The 15,303-nt window shown below is 58.6% G+C and carries 12 protein-coding genes; 3 read left to right on the forward strand and 9 right to left on the reverse strand.

The features are described from left to right. Positions 1 to 31: 31 nt before the first annotated feature. On the reverse strand, positions 32 to 1,084 hold the full coding sequence (locus NI000_RS33030) for an ABC transporter substrate-binding protein (RefSeq protein WP_375541028.1): 1,053 nt from the start codon (positions 1,082 to 1,084) through the stop codon (positions 32 to 34). A gap of 250 nt (positions 1,085 to 1,334) precedes the next feature. Here NI000_RS33030 and NI000_RS33035 point away from each other — a divergent pair, with 250 nt between their 5' ends. Continuing rightward, positions 1,335 to 1,523 (forward strand): hypothetical protein, encoded by a 189-nt coding sequence (locus NI000_RS33035; RefSeq protein WP_193394547.1) that lies wholly within the window; start codon positions 1,335 to 1,337, stop codon positions 1,521 to 1,523. 46 nt (positions 1,524 to 1,569) lie between these two features. Here NI000_RS33035 and chrA read toward each other — a convergent pair whose 3' ends face one another. From chrA to pckA, 6 genes are all read right to left on the reverse strand, one after another. Continuing rightward, the gene (chrA, locus tag NI000_RS33040) at positions 1,570 to 2,778 is read right to left on the reverse strand and encodes a chromate efflux transporter (protein ID WP_253415593.1); all 1,209 of its coding nucleotides are present in this window, start codon (positions 2,776 to 2,778) and stop codon (positions 1,570 to 1,572) included. A 274-nt stretch (positions 2,779 to 3,052) separates the two neighbouring features. Continuing rightward, positions 3,053 to 5,395 carry a hypothetical protein gene (locus NI000_RS33045; protein ID WP_253415572.1) on the reverse strand — a complete coding sequence of 781 codons (2,343 nt, stop codon included), beginning with the start codon at positions 5,393 to 5,395 and terminating at the stop codon, positions 3,053 to 3,055. Between the two features lie 53 nt (positions 5,396 to 5,448). Beyond that, complete coding sequence (locus tag NI000_RS33050) at positions 5,449 to 6,627, reverse strand: ABC transporter permease (protein ID WP_253415573.1); 1,179 nt, start codon at positions 6,625 to 6,627, stop codon at positions 5,449 to 5,451. Continuing rightward, positions 6,624 to 7,343 (reverse strand): ABC transporter ATP-binding protein, encoded by a 720-nt coding sequence (locus NI000_RS33055; protein ID WP_301292797.1) that lies wholly within the window; start codon positions 7,341 to 7,343, stop codon positions 6,624 to 6,626. The genes NI000_RS33050 and NI000_RS33055 overlap by 4 nt, the downstream gene beginning before the upstream one ends. 22 nt (positions 7,344 to 7,365) lie before the next feature. After that, positions 7,366 to 9,099, reverse strand: coding sequence for an efflux RND transporter periplasmic adaptor subunit (locus NI000_RS33060; protein WP_253415574.1), 1,734 nt, complete (start codon positions 9,097 to 9,099; stop codon positions 7,366 to 7,368). A gap of 205 nt (positions 9,100 to 9,304) precedes the next feature. Next, on the reverse strand, positions 9,305 to 10,888 hold the full coding sequence (pckA, locus tag NI000_RS33065) for a phosphoenolpyruvate carboxykinase (ATP) (RefSeq protein WP_253415575.1): 1,584 nt from the start codon (positions 10,886 to 10,888) through the stop codon (positions 9,305 to 9,307). Between the two features lie 327 nt (positions 10,889 to 11,215). On the opposite strand from pckA, the gene NI000_RS33070 reads away from it, so the two are divergent. Both NI000_RS33070 and NI000_RS33075 read left to right on the forward strand, forming a co-directional pair. Further along, entirely contained in the window at positions 11,216 to 11,689 is a 474-nt protein-coding gene (locus NI000_RS33070; protein WP_253415576.1) for an RNA polymerase sigma factor, read from the forward strand. Positions 11,690 to 12,316: 627 nt separating this feature from the next. After that, positions 12,317 to 13,105 (forward strand): class I SAM-dependent methyltransferase, encoded by a 789-nt coding sequence (locus NI000_RS33075; RefSeq protein ID WP_253415577.1) that lies wholly within the window; start codon positions 12,317 to 12,319, stop codon positions 13,103 to 13,105. A 91-nt stretch (positions 13,106 to 13,196) separates the two neighbouring features. On the opposite strand, the gene NI000_RS33080 is transcribed toward NI000_RS33075, so the two are convergent. Then, complete coding sequence (locus tag NI000_RS33080; RefSeq protein ID WP_253415578.1) at positions 13,197 to 14,813, reverse strand: glycosyl hydrolase family 18 protein; 1,617 nt, start codon at positions 14,811 to 14,813, stop codon at positions 13,197 to 13,199. A 169-nt stretch (positions 14,814 to 14,982) separates the two neighbouring features. Then, positions 14,983 to 15,129, reverse strand: coding sequence for a DUF4023 domain-containing protein (locus NI000_RS33085; protein WP_253415579.1), 147 nt, complete (start codon positions 15,127 to 15,129; stop codon positions 14,983 to 14,985). Positions 15,130 to 15,303: the final 174 nt, after the last annotated feature.

A 15,303-nucleotide genomic window follows, 5' to 3' on the forward strand; every position in this document is an offset into this window, starting at 1 on the left:
CGGAAGGTCACTCTGCCTGGGTCTTACGAAGTTATTTTGCCGAACCGCTGAGCAGGTTTTTCTTATCTTGAACTTTATTTTTCATGGAGTCGGTGACTTCGACGCTTTCCTGCTTGGCGGCATCAAGGTTAATGATCAGGTCAAGCTTGTCCGGATAGCTGACTTTCATGTCGGCCGGTTTGGCACCGTTCTTGAGAATCTCGACGGCCATCTTGCCCGCCTGGTAACCGTGATCGTAATATTTGAAGCCGTAGGTGGCGAGAGCTCCTTTTTCTACCGAATCGCGGTCGCTGGCGAAGAATGGAATTTTCTTGTCGTTTGCCAGCTTGATAATCGATTCGACGGCGCTTACGACCGTGTTGTCGAGCGTGATGTAGATCGCGTCAACGCGTCCCACGAGCGATTCGGCGGCCTGCTTCACTTCAGAGCTGTTCGCAACCGACGCTTTGACGACTTGAATATTATGCTTCGCAAACGCCGCTTCCGCCGTCTTCACCATGAACGCGACATTCGCTTCGCCTTCGTTCGCCACGATTCCGATCTTCTTGACCTTCGGGAAGTCGGAAGCGATGAAGTCGATTAGCTTCGGTATGGCGTCCGGATGCGTATCCGCGGCGCCGGTTACGTTGCCGCCCGGCTTGTCCAAGCTTTTAACGAGCTTCGCGGATACAGGATCGCTCACGCCTCCGAACAGCACCGGCGCATCTTTCACGTTCTGCACGACGGCTTGAGCCGACGGCGTGGCGATGGCGAATACCAGATCTTTTTTGTCGGCGGCGAACTTCTGAGCAACGGTCAGGTTAGTTGTAGCGTCGCCTTGTGCGTTCTTGTAGTCGACCTGCATCGTTTCTTTGTCGATAAAGCCGTTGTCCTTAAGCGCGGCCAGGAAGCCTTCGCGCGTCGCGTTGAGCGACGGATGTTCGACAATTTGCGAGATGCCGATTTTGACAACTTTCTTGTCCTGAGGCTTGGAAGCGTCTCCACCTCCGGACGGATTGGCGGGTGCCGGTGCTTTGGTCCCGCAGCCTGAGATCATGATCGGTACGGCGATCAGCAGGGATAACAGTTTAGCGGATGTTTTCAATGATTTCGGACCTCCTGGATTTAACGTGTACATGCTTTAAAGCGATAATGTTATCATAGTATGAGGGTGGTCATCCGTCAATCCATAATTGAACATCTGCTAAATTTAACAAATTCCAAAATGAAGCGGATGTACCCGGATCGGAACGGCCAATGGAATCATTTCCCACCCGCTCCGTTCGGCAGGTTTTGACGTTTTCGGCAGCGAAATTTATTTCATTGTCGAAAATCTATGCAAGCCCCGGAGGCGAATGCCCGTGAAAATTGTAATCCTGGTTGCGCTGCTGCTATTATACCCGCTTTTTTTGCGTTGGGTGCATATTACCGACCTGCGCGCCATTCCGCTTGTCGTCCCGTATGCGCTCGGCGCGCTGTCGGTCATGATTCTGCTTACGGAGCTCGGCAAAGGAGCCGCCCGCCTGTTCCGCAGAAAAAAATAGCCCGGACCCCGGGCGGGTCGCGAGCCATGGTGTCTGACGTGTGGGTTTAGACCAGCCCCAAGGTTAGCGCCCATCCTAAGAAAGCGCCTGTGAGGACGACCGCCCAAGGCGGCAGCTTCCAGAAGACGAGCAAGCCGAATAGAACGGCGGCCGCCGCGAAGTCGGCGGGACTACGCACGGCGGACGTCCAGATCGGGTCGTACAGCGCCGCAAGCAGCAGGCCGACGACGGCGGCATTGATGCCCGTCAGCGCCCCTTGCATGCGCGCATGCGACCGCAGGGCGTTCCAAAACGGCAGTGCGCCGACGACGAGCAGGAAGCCCGGGAGAAAGACGGCGGCTGTCGCCAGCACGGCTCCGGTCCCCCCTGCGGCCGCAGCGCCGAGATAAGCCGCGAACGTGAAGAGCGGTCCCGGAACCGCCTGCGCCGCGCCATACCCGGCCAGAAACGTCTCCGGGCTCACCCAGCCCGCAGGGACGACCTCCCGCTCCAGCATGGGCAGCACGACGTGCCCGCCGCCAAAGACGAGCGCGCCCGCGCGGTAAAAGCTATCGGCCAGCGCGAGCCCCATGCCGGGCGCCGTCTGCCGAAGCAGCGGCAGCGCGACAAGCAGCGCGGCGAACAGCGCCAGGCTGATCGCGCCCGCGGTCCGGCCGACCGGCACGCGAACGGGCTCGGGCGGCGCCTCGGCCGCCCGGCGGAACCGCCATGCCCCGAACAGGCCGGCGGCGGCGATCAAGGCCACCTGCGTGACGGCGCTGGGAGCCAGCAGGGCGAACGCGGCCGCCACAACGGCCAGCGTGGCGCGGGGCCGGTCGGACGCCAGACTGCGGCCCATGCCAAGCACCGCCTGTGCGACGATGGCGACGGCGACAAGCTTCAGCCCGTGGAGCCATCCGGCCTGGGCGACGGACGTCCCGTGCAGCGCAAGCGCAAACAGAGCCAAGGCGAGAGCGGACGGGAGCGTGAAGCCGAGCCAAGCGACCACCCCTCCGAGCAAGCCGGAGCGGATGATGCCTAGTCCGATACCGACCTGACTGCTGGCAGGTCCGGGCAAAAACTGGCACAAGGCGACCAGATCGGCGTAGCCCCGCTCGTCCAGCCACTTGCGCTTGACGACATACTCGTCCCGGAAATAACCGAGATGCGCCACCGGTCCCCCGAAGGAGGTCAGCCCCAGCTTTGCGGAAGCGGCGCCGATTTCCAGCAGCCGCCAAAATCCGCTTTGGGGCCGGGACGATCCGGCAGAGTTCATGTTTTCTTTATTCAATAGCGGAGTGGATGTATCGTTCGGACTTGCAGGCACGTGTCGTAAACACTCCTTTTTTGTAAGCGAAGGGTATATTTGGTAGTTACTTTTCCATCAAAACAGATTTGCCGTTCCGATTCAAGTTATTTTTTTGTGATTTTTTTTATAATCCGGTCCTATGCGGGCTCAACCGCTGAAAAAGAAGGCATCTTCCGGCTGTGGCAAGCACGGCTGGGGATGCCTTCTTTGGCTGACCCTCTGTTGGACAGAGGGGTTCCATTTACGGTTGGAACTCCCGGACAAGCCGTTTGGCCGGTCCGTTCGGCGTATCGATCGTTTCGTATACGCGGATCGTCACGCCCGATTCGATCTGCTCCGTCTTGACGTTCGTGAACGAAATGCGCTGCGTGCCGGTGATCAGCTTCTGCGTGCCGGTAAAACCGGCGGATTGAGAGCCGAGCACCCGGCCGAGCCCGTCGACAAGCTCGAACTCCATCTTCGAAAAGTTCTGGTCGATAATTACCGGCTCCCGCTGCTCGATCGTTAGCGACAAATTCAGATGATACGAATAGCCGGTCGATGTGCTGTAGGTCGTCGCCAGATTGTTCGCATCGATGTTGACGTCGAACGGATAGAAGCTGATCTTGCCGTACTCCTCTTCCCGCTGCGCGGCGATGCGGAACGTGCCGAGATCCAGCTTGCCCGGTGCGATCGCTTTCGGGTCCGTCACCCGGAAGGCGATATTGTCCCCTTTTTCGTCCGCCGGCACCATAAACGAATAAGCGACGACATAGCTCGTTCCGGGCATGATGGTGGAAGCCGCGGACGTCTGCCGGACGCCCGGGAATGCCAGTCCCTGCGAGTTCAGCAGCTCCGTGCCGACGTCCGGAAGCGTCAGGACCGAGCTTCCGCGGTTCGTGTACTTCACTTTGGCTATGGCCGTTTTGTACCCGTAATCGGTATTTTCGTGCAAATGCAGCTCTACAAGCGACATGTCCAGCTTCGAATCGATCAGGCTGCTTGCCGCAAGGGGCAGCGGCGTACCGTACTCGTAGCTTTTCGCCGCCATCGTCGGGTTGTACTGCTGCGCAATGCCTTGGAGGCCGACGACCATAACCGGCCGCCCGTCCGTCTTCGAGCCGGATGCCGTGCCGGACGAGGAGCTCGTCGTGCCGCTTCCGCTCGTCCCTGCCTTCGTCTGTCCGCCCGTGCCGCTTGCAGCGCTGGTGCCGCTCGTGCTTCCCCCGGCAGAGGACGAGCCCGAAGCGGAACCGCCGGCGGACGAGCCGGATGCGCTTGTTCCCGCGCTGCCGGCAGTTCCGGCGGCCCCGCTATTGGCCGTATTCGCGCCGGAGGATGTGCTTCCGCCGCTGGCAGACGCTGTCGTGCCCGAGCCGACGCTTGTCCCCGCTGCAACCGTGTCCTCCTTCATGCGGACCACAAGCTGCGCCGCGTCGGGCTCGACGCCGGACGGAAGCAGCGCCGTGTAGCTGAACGATACCGCGGCTTTCGGCGCCAAATAGGCGTCGCGCGAGGAACGGGCTTCCGAAGCCGCCGTGAAGCCGTCTTTGCCGAACTGGTAAGCTCCGGATAACGAGGGTACTGCGATCATCCGGTCGCTGTCATTGCGCACCGTCACGGTGGACTGCACGAGCATGCCGTCTTCCTGACGGATGGCCTTCGCTTTCTCTGCGACGACCGTCAGCCCGCTGCCCGTTCCGTATCGGACCAGCGGCTTCTCGCTACCGAGCTTGATTGCATCAGGGAGCCCGCCAAGCGGCAGGCTGCCGAGCACCTTATCCTCGCCCGCATCCGGCGTCACCAACTGCAAGGTCAACGGGCCGACGGACTGTTCGGAGAGTTCGGCCTTCACGGTCCGCTGAACGGTTTCATTCGGCAGCAGCGCAGAACCGTCCGAGCCGGACAGAGCGGCGGCAAGCGTTCGTCCGTCGGACGTCAGCAGCCGGTATTGAAGGCCCGACGGAAGCGTTACGTCCGTTTTGCCGCTGCCGGTCACATACAGATTCATATACAGATACGGCTTGCCGTTCTCGACGACGCGGAAGCCGTCCCCCTGCACGAACGTAAGGAATACATCCTCTTTGGCTGCAGCGTCTGCCTCTTTGAGCCGCACGACGGTCTGCGAAGCCGTCGGTACCCCTCCAGGGAGCGAGTCCGCCACGGGCAGCGCGCCGATGTCGCGCGTCTGATCGGCCCCGCTGCCGTCCCAGGCGTACAGGTCCACCTTCAGCCCCTCGGCCTTGACGCCCGGAGCAAGCTGGGAGTAAAAATCGAACGTCTGCTCCTTGCCCGGCTGGACGCGGGCGCTTTGCTTGCTGCCGAGGCGCGCCGGATAGCGGTTCCCCGCCTTATCCACCACCCGTACGCCATAGCCGTTGAAATCGACCGCGCCGCGACCGCCGTTATGAAGCTTCAGCGAAAATTGCATCAGCGGTGAATCGCCGCCCGCGGCAAGAGATGCGTTCTCCAGCGTAAAGTAAGTGTCGTTCGCTACAAAAACGCCCGGCTTCCCCGCGTAAACGGCCGGCACGGAAGCCGACAGGCATACGGCGCTTATCGCCAGCGCTCCGAGCCAAGCCGTACGGGACGGTTTCGTTAACATGTTTAAGCTTTTCAAAAGCTGCTTCCTCCTTTAGTAAAAACTGGATGAAAAGATTAATCGAAGCGTAGCGCGTCGATCGGACGAAGCTTGGACGCTTTGTTCGCCGGGTACAAGCCGAACACGACGCCGACGAGCACGGAGAACAGAAACGCATACAAGCCGATATCCATCGACAGCTTGGTCGTCTGGTTCGGATTGATCATCGGCCAGGCAAGCGCCAAACCGCTGCCGAGCAGCAGCCCGATGAGGCCGCCGATGCCGCTGATGAGCGTCGCCTCGACGAGGAACTGCATCAGGATGTTGCGCCGCTTCGCCCCGATCGACTTGCGGATGCCGATCTCCCGCGTCCGCTCGCTGACCGTGACCAGCATAATGTTCATAATGCCGATACCGCCGACCAGCAGCGAGATGCAGGCCACGCTGATCAGCTGATTCGTCAGCGTACTCGATGCGGCGACCCGCGCGTTCATCAGCTCATCCTGATTGATGAGATTGAAGCCTTGGTCGCTTTTGAATTTATAGGTCAAATACTGCTTCATCGTATCCTGCGCTTTGTAGATGTCTTCCTTCGTCGGCGTATCGACGTAGGTCGTCCTGATATTGCCAAGCTTGAAGGCGCGCTGCGCCGTCGTGAGCGGGACGAATACCGCATTGTCCATCGATGTGCCGCCCGCCCCGGTGCCCTTGCTTTTCAGCTTGCCGACTACCGTGAAGACGACGCCGTCGATGTTGATCTGCTCGCCCGTCGGGTCGAGCGTGCCGAAATACGTTTTCGACACCTCGCTGCCGAGCACGGCAACCGGGTTGCGGAATTCGAGATCGGCGTCGACGATGAAGCGTCCGGTCTCAAGCTGGCCTTTCATAATGCCGAGATACCGGTCGTTCGTGCCGGTCACCGTAAACTTCTCCTGCGTCCGGTCGTACTTGATATTGGAGTTCGCTTTATTGATCGTCGGGGCGATCGACGAAAACTCCGGCAGCTGCTCCAGCTGCATCAGATCGTTGTAATCGAGCTGCTGCGCCCGCCCCGTCCCCAGCACGTTGACGACAAGCATGTTCGTGCCCAGATTCTCGTACTGCTTCTCGATCTGGTCCGACGTGCCGCGTCCGATCGCAACGAGCGTGACGACGGAGCTGACGCCGATAATTACGCCGAGCATGGTGAGCATCGTACGCATCGGATTGGACAGCACCGTCCGCAGCGCCATGGTGATCAGTTCCATCGTTCTCATGCCGTCACACCCGCCGCTCCGGCCGGAATCTCCGCCAGTCTCTCGTCACGGACGATCAGGCCGTCCCGGATCGATACCACGCGTTTGGCGTTCTCGGCGATATGCAGATCGTGCGTGATCAGAACGATGGTATTGCCCTGCTCGTTAAGCCGGATAATCAGCTCCAGCACTTCTTTGCCGGTCTTAGAATCCAGCGCTCCCGTCGGCTCGTCAGCAAGCATCAGAGACGGCGACACCGCCAGCGCGCGCGCAATCGCCACCCGCTGCTGCTGTCCCCCGGACAGCTCGCTCGGTTTATGATGGCCGCGCTGGCCCATCCCCAGCAGCTCCAGCATCTGGAGCGCCGTTTCGCGGCGCTTCTTGGCTTGCACGCCCGAGTAAATCAAGGGCAATTCCACATTTTCCAGTGCCGTAAGTTTGGGAAGCAGATTGAACTGTTGAAAAATAAACCCGATTTTTTTATTCCGCAGCTCTGCGAGCTGGTTGTCCGTCATTTTCTCGGTAGCCACGCCGTCCAGCTTGTAGGAGCCGGAGGTCGGCACGTCCAGCAAGCCGATCGTGTTCATCAGGGTCGACTTCCCGGAGCCGCTCGGCCCGACGATGGCGACGAAGTCCCCCCGCTCCACCGTGAGCGACAGGTCGTTCAATATGCGCAGCTTTTCCGCGCCCCGTTCGTATTCCTTCGTAATGTGTTTCAGCTCAATCATCGGTTCCATGCCGGGATTCCTCCTTTCGCCGTTATCTGCCGGATTGGCCGCCGCCTCCGTTGGAGCGGTTCCCGCCGCCGGCATTCCCGCCTCCTGAGCCGCCCGTGCCTCCCGCACCGCCTCCACCCGGAGCAAACTGGAAATTGCCGCCGCCCGGAAATCCGCCGCCTTGGCCGCCCTGGAACTGCTGGCGCAGTCTGTCGATCTCGGCCTGGCTCAAATTTTGCCGCTGCTGCCGCACGGGCACGACGACTTTGTCGCCTTCCTTGAGCCCTTCGGTAACCTCAACATCGGTTTTGCTGCGGATACCGATCTTGATCTCCTTCTCCTCCCGCTTGCCGCCGGGCCGTTCCACGGTAACGAACCGTTTGCCTTTTTGCTGCTGGAGCGCCTCCATCGGCAGGACGAGAATGTCCTTTTTGTCCTGGATCAAAATGTTCGCCGTTCCCGTCATGCCGTAGCGCAGGTCGCCCGTATTTTTGACCGCCACCACCGCGTCGTAGAACGTCACCCCGTTGGTCGTCGTTCCGACCGTGGACACCTGGGTCACTTCTCCTTCGAATTTGCGCCCCGGCAGCGAATCGACGGTCACTTCCGCCTTCATGCCGCTCTTCACGTTCGGAAGATCGAGCTCGTCGACCTGAATGGGAAGCTGCATGAAATCGAGGCTGGCCACCGCTCCGAACAAGGTCGTCCCTTCGACTTTGGCCCCAACTGGATAGCTCGCCAGCACATTCGTTTTCTTGTTGGCAAAATCGGTGGAAAACACCCCATCAAAAGGCGCCTTGAGCGTCAATTGGTTTAACTTGTCTTCCAGGCTGGCAATTGTCGCCTTCTGGCGTTCGATTGCGCCCTGCTTGTTTAAAATATCGCCGGGCAGCGTGTCGCTGCCGATCACGGCGAGCAGATCGCCTTTGACCACATGGCTTCCGGACTTTACCTTCAGTTCGCGGATGCTGCCGTTCGCCCCGGCGAACACCGTTTCGGTTTTTATGTATTCGAGCGTTCCCTTCTCCTGCGAGTCAATGCTGCGTCCGCCGATCGCCGCCGTTCCTTTCACTTTCATCCCGGCATCCAGCGTCCCGTCGTTCGCTACGGTCACTTCGACATCAACCAGCTTGCCGCCGGAGCTGTCTGACCTCGTTAAAGTGCCTACCGCAGCGACCGTCCCCGTCTTCGTCAGCAGGAAGCCGTCGGGAGCCAGATCGAGCGCATCCCCCTTCTTCAGCTGTGAAGCATCCTCCAGCAAAAACGGCAGCTTCACCGTGAGTGAGGACAGATCCGCAATCGTGCCCACGCGGCTCGATTTGGTCGTGTTCGAGCCTGTATCCAGATTGCCAGACAACGTCAGCTTGCCGCTGATCGGAGCGGTAATCCGCAGATTCCCCTGCTGGGTCCGCAGATCATTCAAATCATTTTCCATCTGTTGAAGGCTCATTCGCGCCTCCTGCAGGTTCGTTTCGAGCGTCGGATCGGCGATTTCCACTAGGATGTCCCCTTTTTTCACCGGATGGTTCCGGGTCAGGTTCATCGTTTTGATCGTTCCGTCCGCAGGAGCGATGATGTTCTGCATGTCTCTTGCTTCAAACTGCGAAGTGCCGGATACCGTTGACCGGATTTCCCCTTTTTTGACCTCGACCGTCTTGTCCTGTACGCTGGCGGCCGACTTTTTCGGTTTTTGTTGCAAATACACGTACGTTCCGGCTCCGACCACCAAGAGGCCGAGGACGCCGATGATCCATTTTTTGTAACGCAGCCACGCCATCCGCGTATCTCCTTTCTGAATCGATGTAGCATTGATCACCTCTTTCAATGTAGCACCCGTTTGTAAAAAAAACGTGAAAAGTCGCTTAATCCCAACTTAAAGTGAGAGCGGCAGAACGATACTGATTCTACGGGAACGCCAAAAAGCCCGCAGCAACGATAAAATCGTTGTTGCAGGCTAATGCCGGTGTATTCAAAATACAGCTTTAACTCAGACGCGGACCAGCGGCGCGAACCGCCTCAGGCGCATCCGCAAACTTCCCGAAGTTGCTGACGAACCGTTCGGCAAGCTCCCGGGCTTTGGCGTCGTAAGCTTGTTTGTCCTCCCACGTGCTGCGCGGCTGCAGCACTTCATCCGGCACACCGGGAACGTGGCTTGGCACCAGCACGCCGAATACCGGATCCGGGGTAAACTCCCCTTGCTCCAGCTTGCCTTCCAAGGCTGCCGTGACCATCGCGCGGGTGTACGCCAAATTCATCCGTTTGCCCACCCCGTAAGGTCCGCCGGACCAGCCGGTGTTCACCAAGTAGACGCGGGATTCGTGCTTGTCGATCTTGCGTCCCAGCATCTCGGCGTAGACGCTCGGACTCAGCGGCAGAAACGGCGATCCGAAGCAAGTGGAGAATGTCGCTTCCGGCTCTGTCACGCCACGTTCCGTTCCGGCCAGCTTGGACGTATAGCCGGACAGAAAATGATACATCGCCTGCTCCTTCGTCAGCTTCGCAATCGGAGGCAGTACCCCGAACGCGTCGGCCGTCAGGAAGACGATCGTCTCCGGATGTCCCGCCGTACCGGGGATCACCGCGTTCGCTATCGATTCAAGCGGGTAAGCGGCCCGCGTATTTTCCGTGCGGGAGCCGTCATGGTAATCCGCTTCCAGCGTATCCGGGCGCAGCACCACATTTTCCAGCACGGCTCCGAACCGGATCGCATTCCAAATTTGCGGCTCCTTCTCTTCGGTCAGCCCGATGCACTTGGCGTAGCAGCCGCCCTCGAAGTTGAACACGCCGCGGTCCGACCAGCCATGCTCGTCGTCGCCGATCAAGCGGCGGTTCGGGTCGGCGGACAGCGTCGTCTTGCCTGTGCCGGACAGCCCGAAGAAGAGCGCCACATCGCCCTTTTCTCCGACGTTGGCCGAGCAGTGCATCGGGAACACGCCGCGGAAAGGCAGCAAATAGTTCAGCACGCTGAAAATCGACTTCTTCATCTCGCCCGCATATTCCGTGCCGCCGATCAGGACGATGCGTTTCTCCATCGAAACGGCGATGAACGTGCCGGATTTCGTCCCGTCAGTGGCAGGGTCAGCCTGCAAGCCGGGCAGTGCAATCACCGTAAATTCCGCGCGGTGCTCCTTCAATTCCCCCGCCGTCGGGCGAATAAACAGCTGACGCACGAACAAATTGTGCCACGCATATTCGTTCACGACGCGAATCGGCAGCCGGTATTCTTCATCCGCGCCAGCGAAGCCGTCAAACACGTACAGCTCGCGTTCCTTCATATATAGTGCCGCTTTGGCTAATAAACGATCGAAGTGCTGCTCCGCCATCGGCTGGTTGACGGCTCCCCAAGCGATGTGGCCGTCGACGGAAGCCTCCTGCACGATATATTTGTCCTTGGGCGAACGGCCCGTAAATTTTCCGGTGAAGGCCCGCAGCGCCCCGCTGGATGCAAGCTCCCCCTCCTGCCGCTTCAAAGCAGCTTGAACCAAAACAGGAACCGGCAAATTATAATGAACGTTCCCCCCGGCAAGAAGCGCTGCCGTATCGAAGCTGTACTCCGTCGTTTTCATGTAATGCCCCAACCCTTTCTGTCTTCATGTCGTTCTTCATTTATTGTACACTATTCATTTATATATTGTATACTATTTGATCATAATGTTCACGGTTTATACTTATAATTCCGCAAACATAACCAATAATTAGGATTTTATAAGAAAAAAACTCATGAAAAGGTATTTGTTTCCTTTTGGAGAAATATTAGGTTGATCAATCCGAATTTGCGGGTTTGTCCGGGAGGTATTATGCGCCACATTCAATCCGTCTTGAACAAGTACTGTTTGAAAATCACCGGTTCGCATTGGGAAGCCGAAGACCTGGCGTAGGAAGCTCTTATTCGCGTGCTGCAAGTGCTGCGCGAGCAGCCTGACCGTCCAATCAGCAAAGCCTATTTATTCCGCATCGCCAAAAACCTGTGGATCGACAAGCAGCGCAAAACGATGCGCCAGCCCGCCGTGCCGCTTACAGACGCGCACTTGGCGCAGCTCGCCTTTCAAGACAACCGGCTCCGGACCCGCGAGCTGCTGGAAACGCTGGCTCACCGGCTTCCCGTCAGCCAAATCGTCATTCTGCTGCTGATGGACGTATTCGATTTTACGGCACGGGAGACCGCAGCTATGATCGATTCCACGGAAGGCGCGGTGCAAGCCGCCCGGTCCCGGGCAAGGAACAAGCTGAGAGCGCTGGCGGCGGAGCCCGCGGAAGCGGACGGCCTGCAGTCAGGGGAACGGCAAGCCGCTCCGCCCGCAACGTTGTTCGAAGCCCTTGTCGACGGACTTCGGGGGCGAAACCCCGTGGCGCGTATTTGCGGCTGAATCGACAAGGCTATCGGATCGACGGCATTCACAGACTGGCTCCCGACAAATTGTACTTTACCATCGAGGACTTGGATGGTAACAAGCTGATGGTGAGCACATAAACCTTATTTTGCGAAACCATGTACGGTTTTGCCCTCGGATTCCGTTTCTTGTTACGGGAACCCTATCTTCCAAATCCAACGCATCCAAAGGAGGTTTTTTCAGATGAGCAAGCACATTAAACGGACCAGCTTCCCGAGTCGCGGCATATTGCCTTTAACTTTTATACTACGGATGTCGATGCGTCGTACGCTTATTTTACGGAGCGGCAGGTCCGCACATCCGAGATTCACGGAGCAGGAGGCATGCGCTTCTTCGACGCATGGGACCCAGACGGCAACGCCATCGGCGTCGTGACTTTCCCGGAATAGCCGCACAGGGGAATGTTTCGCACGAAAAAAGGGGGTATCCGGAACAACGGATAATCCCCCTTTTGCGGTATAAAAGGAGTGGATATTTCTTCCGCCGCTCCGAACCCCGTTTATGTAAAGCTCATAACATAAAAATAACTTTTCGCCATGAACGAATATTAAAAATTTACTTACTCGCCAATTGAAATATACTGTATTCAGGAGGCGGTTTATAATGAAAGAACAAGTGAATTTCGGAAACGTCTCGCAGGACTACGCCCGTTACCGCGACGAACTGCCTGCGAGGCTGGCCGACTGGCTGGAAGCGCACGGCGCCTTGAAGAACGGTACCCGGGCCGTCGATCTCGGCGCCGGGACGGGAAGCTTCTCCCGGCTCTTGGCCGGCCGCGGGGCAGCGGTGACCGGCGTCGAACCGTTGGCCGAAATGATCGGTGAAGCGCGCCGCGTCGCAGACGATAGCGACTCTTCCGTCGTCTATGTGCAGGCTCCTGCGGAAGCAACCGCATTGCCCGCAGGCCTGTTCGATTTGGTCACGGCGGCCCGCGCATGGCATTGGTTCGACCGGCAGCAGGCTATCTCTGAAGCGAGGAGGCTGCTTAAGCCGGGCGGCTTCCTGGCCGTCGTCGATTCGGTCATCCTGGCGGCCGAAAGCGAGCCGGCCCGCGCAACGTTCGAGCTGATCCGCAAGCAGATGCCGGACGGCAAGCTGAAGGCTCCCGGGTCTATGGCGGAAAGCCCGGAGCGGCGCAACGGGTTTCCCTTGCGATGGTTCGACGAATGGGCGGACGGCGGTTTTCAGGAAAAAGATAGCGGGCAGTTCGACTACGAGCTGCGTTTTGCACCCGACGCCTGGAGAGGCAAGGTTCGCTCCATCTCCTGGTTTTCCCAACTGGACACGGACAGCAGGCAGCAGGTCGACCAGGAAATAGCCGGGCTGTTCCGTGACGTGACGGAGCTGACAATCCCCCACCGCTGTTCGTTCGTCCTGCTTCAAAAAGCGTAGCCGCTCCCGATTCTGCTTTAACTACGCGCAAGCCAAAAAGGCCGCCGCCCGACGATTTGTCAGGCGTGCAGCCTTTGGCCTTGTTGCGTCCTTAGCGCTTGGCTATCGTGTCCCAATCGGCTGCGGTCACATTCCCCATATGCCACAGCGAGACGCCTTTGAGTCCGTAATACTTGGCCAGCCATAGCTTCTTGGCGATGCTGTCCGCATCCTCGTAGTAGATCGTATGGCTGCCGCGCTCGTCTTGAAAAGCGATTTGCTTCAGAAAATAAGGATAAGTGCGGTTCAATGCAATGCCAGGGGAAGCCATCCGCTTCTCCACCTCCGCGATATCCGGCTGCGCCAGCGTAACCTTCCCTCCCGTCGAGACCCACTGATTCGCCTGCTTCGAGATACCCAGCACCAGCTTCTCTTTAGGAACGGAGAGGAGCGCTTGCTTCACCGTATCGCTAACCAGCGGCAGTGGTGCCGAAGGCAGCCCGGAATCTTGATGGGTGAAATCGTAAGCCATCAAAACGACGCTATCCGCGACCTCGCCGATTCCGCGCAGGTCGTACCCTTTATAGTAATACGTTGGCGGCACGGCCACCGTTAACGTTTTGCTCCCGAGGCCCGCCTTCACTTCACGCAAAAACGCCACATAGTCTGCGGCAGCGTCCGCTTCCTTCAGCCCCTCCAGGTCGAGGCAAACTCCCGTGAACGCCTCTCCCGATTCGGACAGCACGGATTTCAGCGATTCAACGAAACTTTTCCGCGCCGCGGCATCCCGGAGAAACTCCTTCACGCGGTCGCGCGGCTCGGTCGCGAAGATCATCAACTCCTTGCCGAGCTTCGCCCGAGTGGCGGCATCAACGGGTTCCTGCCAGCCGTCCGGAAACCGGTACTCCGTCGACTTCGTATCCAGCTTCGCGCTTCCGCCGCCCTCGTAGGATAAACGGGACCAGCCGAACGCGACGCGATCGAGCAGCGGCATCCGCTGGATGGCGGAGTACGAACGGATCGCATAGAAGCCGGTCACTTCAACCTTTCGCTGCGCGATTCCGGCATTCAGCAGCCGGTAAATCGTCGCGGCGGCTTCCTTGCGCGTTAAAGAGCTTGCGGGACGAAACCCGTTCGCGTCCCCTTCCATGATCCCTTGGCGGACGGCAAAATAAACGTAGGGCGCCAAGCTCTGACTTATGGACCCGTGATCGGAAAACCGCCGCAGCTCCCGCTCCTTCGTCCATTCGCCTTCCGTCCAGTGCTTCGCGACATCGGACGTTTCAAGGCTCAGCAAATATTTTCCGATGGCGGCGGCCACTTCCTCCCGCTTCACCGCAAGTTCCGGGCGGAGCGCACTTGACGCATCCGGCATAAAATCGATCCACTGCTTATTCAGCGCCGCGGTAATGTAAGGATATGACCATCGCTCCGCCGGCACATCCGTCAGCTTCAAGCCCGCTTCGCCCTGAACGTTCCCGGCATCCGGGCGCGCCGCGTTCACGAGCAGCTTGACGAACGCTTCCCGGGACAACGAATCGTTCGGGCGGTACGTCAGGTCTTCGTAACCCTCGATCACTCCGAGCGCCGACAAGGAGTATACGGCGTCCTCGGACCAGTCCTTGGGAGCCAAATCCGCAAACGGCTTCAACTGCGCCTCGTAAGCGGAGGCCGTTCCCGTAGCCGCAAGTAGCATTCCTGCCGCAAGCAGCGCCATTTTCTTCATCATTCCTTCTTCCCCTCTCTATGGTAGCGTAATGTTATACGCCACGAAGAGAACGGAGGTTGCGCTTGTACCGGCTGACAGCTGACTGACGCCAAGCTGACGTCCCTGTCCTACGCCGCGACAGCGCAAAGCCCGACGGAGCGTCGCTTCCGGCGGGCTTTCAGGTACGGAATCAGTCTTGGTTGCTTTTCCGCTTTGGCGGCAGCTGCTTCCCGGGATGGCCTTTCCCCTGATGCTCCCGGTTTTTCTCATCCTTCTCCTGCGTTTCGTGCAGCTTGTCCAGCCACGCTTCCGTATCGCCTGCCAAATCATCTCTCATTTGCACTATCCCTCCTTTCGTCGTCGGTATTATGCCCTTGCCGCCGAAAAATATGGGGCGAACGCCAGGCATTAACACTAAAGCACATTATTGACAGCGTGTACTATAAGGATTACGATAATTCTCAACAATAGAAAAAATAACATAATATAGGTTTCGATTTAGTAAAAAGTA

It is taken from the genome of Paenibacillus tyrphae, assembly GCF_024158745.1.
In the GTDB taxonomy this organism is placed as follows: domain Bacteria; phylum Bacillota; class Bacilli; order Paenibacillales; family NBRC-103111; genus Paenibacillus_G; species Paenibacillus_G tyrfis_A.

Coding starts and splice junctions, on each gene's coding strand:
- NI000_RS33035 (WP_193394547.1), top strand. CDS start 1,335: ATGCCCGTGAAAATTGTAATCCTGGTTGCGCTGCTGCTATTATACCCG.
- chrA (WP_253415593.1), bottom strand. CDS start 2,778: ATGAACTCTGCCGGATCGTCCCGGCCCCAAAGCGGATTTTGGCGGCTG.
- NI000_RS33045 (WP_253415572.1), bottom strand. CDS start 5,395: ATGTTAACGAAACCGTCCCGTACGGCTTGGCTCGGAGCGCTGGCGATA.
- NI000_RS33050 (WP_253415573.1), bottom strand. CDS start 6,627: ATGAGAACGATGGAACTGATCACCATGGCGCTGCGGACGGTGCTGTCC.
- NI000_RS33055 (WP_301292797.1), bottom strand. CDS start 7,343: ATGGAACCGATGATTGAGCTGAAACACATTACGAAGGAATACGAACGG.
- NI000_RS33060 (WP_253415574.1), bottom strand. CDS start 9,099: ATGGCGTGGCTGCGTTACAAAAAATGGATCATCGGCGTCCTCGGCCTC.
- pckA (WP_253415575.1), bottom strand. CDS start 10,888: ATGAAAACGACGGAGTACAGCTTCGATACGGCAGCGCTTCTTGCCGGG.
- NI000_RS33075 (WP_253415577.1), top strand. CDS start 12,317: ATGAAAGAACAAGTGAATTTCGGAAACGTCTCGCAGGACTACGCCCGT.
- NI000_RS33080 (WP_253415578.1), bottom strand. CDS start 14,813: ATGATGAAGAAAATGGCGCTGCTTGCGGCAGGAATGCTACTTGCGGCT.
- NI000_RS33085 (WP_253415579.1), bottom strand. CDS start 15,129: ATGAGAGATGATTTGGCAGGCGATACGGAAGCGTGGCTGGACAAGCTG.